We start from the raw sequence: 6,186 nt of genomic DNA on the forward strand, positions 1-6,186 counted from the left end.
TCCTCCAGCCTGTGCGATACGGAATCGGTTCTTCTTCTGCTCCAGTGTAGCTGACGGACCCCCCGCTGTGATGGCGCGTGTCCTCGACCCGGTGCGCCATCGTTATCCCTACGCAGTGGTTTCAAGGCGCACGGCGCCCTGCCGATACGCTATGGGACGCAATCACCCCGTTTGGATCCCGGCGCTGGGGAAATCCAACGCGCGGTCCGCGCTGCGAGAGTTACGGACACCACGACGCCATGGGCCTTCGCATCCAGCAGAACATTGGCAGGCTCGACCAAGCCATCCGGCTGGTCGTGAGCAGCGCCATGGTCTATTACGGTTTTCTCAATCGCTCCCTGATTCCCGACCACTTCAGCGGGATGGTGGTAGGCGTCCTGGGCAGCCTGAACGTGGTGGTGGCCGTGGTTCGGTGTTGCCCCCTGTATACGGTGACCGGGATCAACACCTGCCGGACCAAGTAGACCCGCGGCCTGTTTCCTCGGCGGGCGCCTGCAGGTTTGCAAATAGGCCCGGATTGACGGGAGCCTCCCAGGCGGTCAAGAGGACATCGTGTGAGCGCAGATGTCAGCCCCGGGTCCGCGACCGGCCCCCGATCCGCCGATCCGCGTGCGGGTTCCCCGCGGCCTTTTCCCCTGCGCGCCCATCTCCTGCTGTCCATGCTCGGGCTCAGCCTGCTTGCCCTGGTGACCTTTGGGGGGAGCGGATACTGGCTCGTCCAGCGTGCTGCGTACGCCAAGAACTCGGCCCTGCTCGCCCATTTGACCCAGGCCGTTTCGCGCCGCGTGGGGAACGACTTGCATCGGGGTCGTGATCTCGCCGCGGCCCTGCGCGCCCCAGTGCCGTTCCTGGGTCCTTCCCTGGTCCTGGCCGCTGTTCTGAACCCCAGCGGCAGCGTGCTCGCCGCTGACGTCCCTTCGGGCCGGGTTAGGCCCGCTCCCCATGTGTTGCAGGATATCTTCCAGACGGCACGGGCCCGGGGCGCAATCCCACACACGCTTCAGGCCGGGAGCCGCACCTATCTCTGGGCCGTGGCCCCCATTTCTGGAACCAATCTCAAGGTGGTGCTCGTTCAAAGCAGCCATGGGAGCGAGTCGCTCCTATCCGAGACCCTGGTATCACGACTCTTGAGTGGCGGCCTGATCATTTTTTGGATCGCGGTGTGGTTGGCGCTCGCACTCTCTGCCACGATCGCGCGGCGCCTGGACCAGTCGCATGCGATCCTGTTGCACCAGGCCCACCACGATGCGCTTACGGGGCTGCCCAACCGGCTGTTGCTGCTGGACCGACTTGCCCAGGCCTTGCAAAGATCATCCTCCAACCAGACACCGACCAGCCTTCTCTTCATGGACGTGGACGCCTTCAAGGAGGTCAACGACACCCTCGGTCACCACGTCGGGGACCAACTGCTAAAGGAGATCGGTACCCGCCTGGATGCCGCTCTGCGCCCTGGGGATACCGTCGCCCGGCTGGGGGGTGATGAATTCGCGGCGCTATTGCCCGGCACCCACGGCGCGGACGCAGCGCGCTGCGCGGAACGGATCCAACAGGCCCTGAAGCGGCCGCTAAACGTAGGCGGTATCCTTGTCGAGCTGGGCACCAGTATCGGTATCGCGGTGTTCCCGGACCATGGCCGGGACCCCGACACGCTGGTTCAACACGCCGACGTGGCAATGTATCAGGCGAAACGGGACGGGACCGGTTGCGCCGTCTACGAACCCGGGCGTAACCCGCACACGGTACGCAGGCTAGCACTCATGGGCGAGCTCCGCGGCGCCATCGAATACCAACAGCTCGTTCTCCACTACCAGCCCAAACTGGATCTGCGCAACCACCGCGTATTCGGCGTCGAGGCGCTGGTGCGATGGGACCACCCCGCGCATGGCTTGTTGCCACCGGCGGAATTCATTCCGCTGGCCGAGCAGAGTGGACTGATACGCCCGCTTACCGAGTGGGTGATCGAGGCCGCATTGACCGATTGTAGCCGCTGGTCGCGGGAGGGGCTGGACCTGTCGGTGGCGGTCAACTTGTCCCCATATTGCTTGCGTGACCCATCACTTCCGGAAACCCTGAGTAGCGCCTTGCGTCGCCATGCCCTGCCACCCGCCCGACTTGAATTGGAAATCACGGAAACCGCGATGATGGAAGACGTCACGAGGGTCATAGGCATCCTTGAGGCCCTGAACGAGATGGGCGTCCGGTTGGCCATCGACGATTTCGGGACCGGGTTCTCGTCCCTGGCGTACCTGCAAAAGCTTCCGGTCACCACGCTGAAGATCGACAAGGTCTTTGTAAGCGGCATGACCACCAACCCCGGCAATGCGTCGATCGTCCACATGACCATCGAGTTGGCTCACCACATTGGATGTCAACTGGTGGCAGAAGGCGTGGAGGACGCGCAGACCCTAGAGGCCCTGGCCCGCCTGGGTTGCGACGCCGCGCAGGGATATTACATTGCCCATCCCATGCCGGGATCTGCGCTTTCGCCCTGGCTCGACGCGGGTTCCGTTCCCACACTCGGACGCGCCGCAGGCTACGCCCGTTGACGGCGATTCAATGATCGGTCAGCTTTCCACCGCTGCCCGGTGTGCAAGCGGCGCGGGATCCCAAGGATCCGATGTCCCTGCCCGGACCCCAGCGCGGCCGTTTCGGAACTCATCTGCGATCGGATCCCCACCGCAGCGCCGGTAGCCCGGGCCTACACCTGGGCCCGCAGCAGGGCCAGCAATGCGTCCGCATCCGATGGCCGGCTATGGAAATAACCCTGATACTCGTCGCAGCCGTGACGCCGGATGAACTCGAGCTGTTGCGCGGTTTCCACCCCCTCGGCGACAACCCGAACCCCGATGTTATGCGCCATGGCGATGATCGCCGCGACCAGCGACGCGTCGTCCGAGTCCTCCGTGATGTCCCGGATAAAGGACTGGTCGATTTTAAGAACATCGATAGGAAAGCGCTTGAGATAGCTAAGGCTGGAATACCCGGTCCCGAAATCATCCAGGGACAGCTCGATCCCGGTCCCCTTCAGCTCCTGAAGGATGCCGATCGATCGGTCCGGGTCCTCCATGATGACGGTCTCGGTGATCTCCAGCCCCAGACACGTCGGGTCGAGGCCGGTCTCTTCCAAAATCCGCGCGAATCGCGCGGCGATGTCCCGGTGCCGAAGTTGCCGTGGTGACAGATTTACTATCATCCGTGGCAGCTCAATCCCCTGCGCCCTCCACTCCTGGAGTTGCCGGCAGGCCAGCCGGAGCACGTGTTCCCCGAGGGGCACGATGAGCCCGGAGTCCTCCGCGATCGAAATGAACTTCATCGGCGGGATCTGACCCAGCTGTGGATGATGCCAGCGTGCCAAGGCCTCGGTGGCCACGATGCGGCCGTCCGCAAGGGCGATGACGGGCTGATATTGCAGGACGATCTGGTCCTGTTCGATGGCATAACGCAGGCTGGTTTCAAGCGCCAGCCGTTCCGCCGCGTCCGCGTTCATCTGTGCGGAGAAAAACTGGTAGTTGTTGCGGCCAGACTCCTTCGCGAAATACATGGCGGTATCGCTGTTCTTCAGCAAGCTGTTGGCGTGTCCCCCGTCGTCTGGATAAATCGCGATCCCGATACTCGCGTTGATGTGAAGCTCCCGCTTGTGGAGCAAATACGGCTCCGACACCGCGCGCAGGATCTTCTTTGCAACCGCTGAGGCCTCACCCTGTTTGTGAATCTCACCCAGCACCACGATGAATTCATCCCCACCCTGCCGCCCCACGGTGTCTTGATCCCGCAGGCACCCGGAGATCCGGGATGCAACGGCCTGCAGCAGGGCGTCCCCCATGTCATGTCCGAGCGAATCGTTGATCGTTTTGAAGTTGTCCAGGTCAATGAACATAACGACCACCTTGCCGGAGCGCCGCTGAGCAAAGGTGACGGCCTGTTGGATGCGGTCCTGCAGAAGGTTCCGGTTGGGCAGGCCGGTGAGCGAGTCGTGCGTCGCCATCCGCAGGATCTCCTCCTCGGTGGCCTTTTGTGCCGTGAGATCCCGTAGCGCGCCGATGAGCAGCCGCCGATTGCCCAAGCGCATTTCCGAAACGTGCACCCCCAGAGGAAACCGGTCGCCGCCATTCCGGATAGCGGCCACTTCGATCCCGGTTCCCGGTGTCCGGTCCTGACCAGCGCCCTGGGTCGCGAATTCATGGCCGGGCATCAGGGTGGAAACGTTCCGGCCCGACAGCCCATTGTCGCCAAACCCGAACATGCGGGCCGCGGCGGTGTTGAACGATTCGATCTGTCCGGCATCCGATACGGTTATGATGCCCTCGTCCACATTGTCCAGCACCGCCCGGATATAGGTTTCGCTGTCGCGGAACTTCGCGTTCGCTTCCCGTGTCTCCTGCTCGGACTGTACCACCCGCCGGACCACCGGCACGACCAGCCAGTAGAGCGACAGCACCCCCGCGGCCAGTACCAGCACCAACAGACCGACTACCGTGGGAATCTGCTTCCATATGGGATAGTACAGTTCCCCCGTATCGACCTTGAGGACCATCCCGAGCCCCAGATCCTTCAATGGCCGGTAGGCCGCCACCACCTGCTGGTGGCGGTAGTCTTTGGTGATGAGTACGCCTGTACGCCCGTTCAGGGCATAGCTCATGGGCAGGGTAACGCCGTTGACGTTTCGCGGCTGCTGCGTGAATACGTGGGGGCTGAGGGTCGACGGAAAGCATTGCATGTACTTCTTGCCCGGAGCGAGCGGCGCGCAAACGGCGAGTTCGCCGGTCTTTCCAAGTTCGCGCAGCGGCGCGAACAAGTCCTTGAGTTCAGTGATGTGAGCCTCGGTTGCGACGCGCCCGACCCGAATCCCGTGCTTCAGGATGGGGATCTCGTTACGCAGCAGGATTCCGTCTTTCCAAAGGAGTCTGGACGGGTCTTGCGTGTCGAGGGGGATGTCGAGTGACGGACGCTGCACTGCGTCGCCCGCCCGCGCCACTTCGTGGCCTGCGGCGTCGAAGATGGCGACGAACGTGAAGCCGGTCTTACGAAACGAGGTGGCGGCCCGGACCAGTGCCTTTATTGCGTCCGGGTCCCCAGGGCGCCGGGCCAGGGTGCGAAGCTCCTGTATGATAAAAGGACGGGTGGCGATGGTGACTGTGGCGTCGACGCGCTGGTGGATCGCGAGTTCGAACAGGTTGGACCAGTTCTGGACGGCGAGCTGCAGGCTCTTGCCCAGTAGCGTCTCCGACTAGCGCTGCATGATGATGAATACGAGGGTGCCGGCGACGACGGTCGCCGCAATCAGGACCAGCGCCGCGAGAACGCTGATCCGCCGTACGCTCGCCCTATATTGCTGCATGCCTTCCTTGGATCGTACGGGGCTGACCACAGGGGATAGGTCGGCCGTTACCCTCAGCACTGAAATCCGCCGGTGCCGCAGATAGGGCATTGCGGGTCAGGATGGGTCATTGCCCCTCGAATTTGAGGGATGCCGGAGCCCCTGGATACCCTCCAGGGATGATAAAGTCCGCAGGTCCCGATGGGAAGCTGGCGCCTTCCGGGTCGAGTCCCCTGTGGTCGGCACCGCTGGGACGCCCTGCCGTGCCTAGCCCGGGTGGTACCGTGCCGGAGCCGCGCCTGCGAGTTGCTACAAACGGCTGCTCGCTGGCGCCGAAAATGGAGGACAGGCACCATGGCCGAAGTCCCGGTGTGCTGGAAGTGCGGCGCGGAGTTGCGCGATGTGCCCCTGCCCCTCAGTCGCTACGCCGAGTGCCCGGCGTGCCGGACCGAACTGCACGTATGCCGCATGTGCCGCTTTTTCGACCCGGGAGTCGCGAAGAGCTGCCGTGAACCCATTGCCGAAGAAGTGAAGGACAAGCAGCGGGCCAGCTTCTGCGATTATCTCCAGGTGCGCCACGATGCCTATCAACCCGCGCGTGCCTCCGTTGCGGAGGATTCCCGCGACCAGCTGGAGCGCTTGTTCGGGGGCGGCGTCTGCCGCGGGGAGGAGACCCCGTCCGGGTCGGCAGCGCCCGATCTCAACGGGCTATTTGGCCCCGACAAGAAAGGCCAATAGCGATATGTCAACCTCGGGTCGGGACGACCCACCGTAACCGGTCACACTAGGCCGTTCTTTAAAATTCCGCGAGGTGGCGTAATCTCATCGCGCGATGGACCAGCAGCGAGGAGACACAACGATGAGAACGG

Annotated in this window: 5 protein-coding genes; 4 read left to right on the forward strand and 1 reads right to left on the reverse strand. The window is 63.4% G+C overall.

The features are described from left to right. Positions 1-239: 239 nt before the first annotated feature. Entirely contained in the window at positions 240-464 is a 225-nt protein-coding gene (locus B7Z66_15755; GenBank protein ID OYV74638.1) for a hypothetical protein, read from the forward strand. A 90-nt stretch (positions 465-554) separates the two neighbouring features. Next, positions 555-2,546 carry a hypothetical protein gene (locus tag B7Z66_15760; protein OYV74639.1) on the forward strand — a complete coding sequence of 664 codons (1,992 nt, stop codon included), beginning with the start codon at positions 555-557 and terminating at the stop codon, positions 2,544-2,546. 152 nt (positions 2,547-2,698) lie between these two features. Here B7Z66_15760 and B7Z66_15765 read toward each other — a convergent pair whose 3' ends face one another. Beyond that, complete coding sequence (locus B7Z66_15765; protein ID OYV74640.1) at positions 2,699-4,975, reverse strand: hypothetical protein; 2,277 nt, start codon at positions 4,973-4,975, stop codon at positions 2,699-2,701. Between the two features lie 3 nt (positions 4,976-4,978). Here B7Z66_15765 and B7Z66_15770 point away from each other — a divergent pair, with 3 nt between their 5' ends. Together B7Z66_15770 and B7Z66_15775 are read left to right on the forward strand one after the other, a co-directional pair. Continuing rightward, on the forward strand, positions 4,979-5,218 hold the full coding sequence (locus B7Z66_15770; protein OYV74641.1) for a hypothetical protein: 240 nt from the start codon (positions 4,979-4,981) through the stop codon (positions 5,216-5,218). A 453-nt stretch (positions 5,219-5,671) separates the two neighbouring features. Continuing rightward, positions 5,672-6,055 carry a hypothetical protein gene (locus tag B7Z66_15775; protein ID OYV74642.1) on the forward strand — a complete coding sequence of 128 codons (384 nt, stop codon included), beginning with the start codon at positions 5,672-5,674 and terminating at the stop codon, positions 6,053-6,055. Positions 6,056-6,186: the final 131 nt, after the last annotated feature.

Source organism: Chromatiales bacterium 21-64-14, from assembly GCA_002255365.1.
Lineage (GTDB): Bacteria > Pseudomonadota > Gammaproteobacteria > 21-64-14 > 21-64-14 > 21-64-14.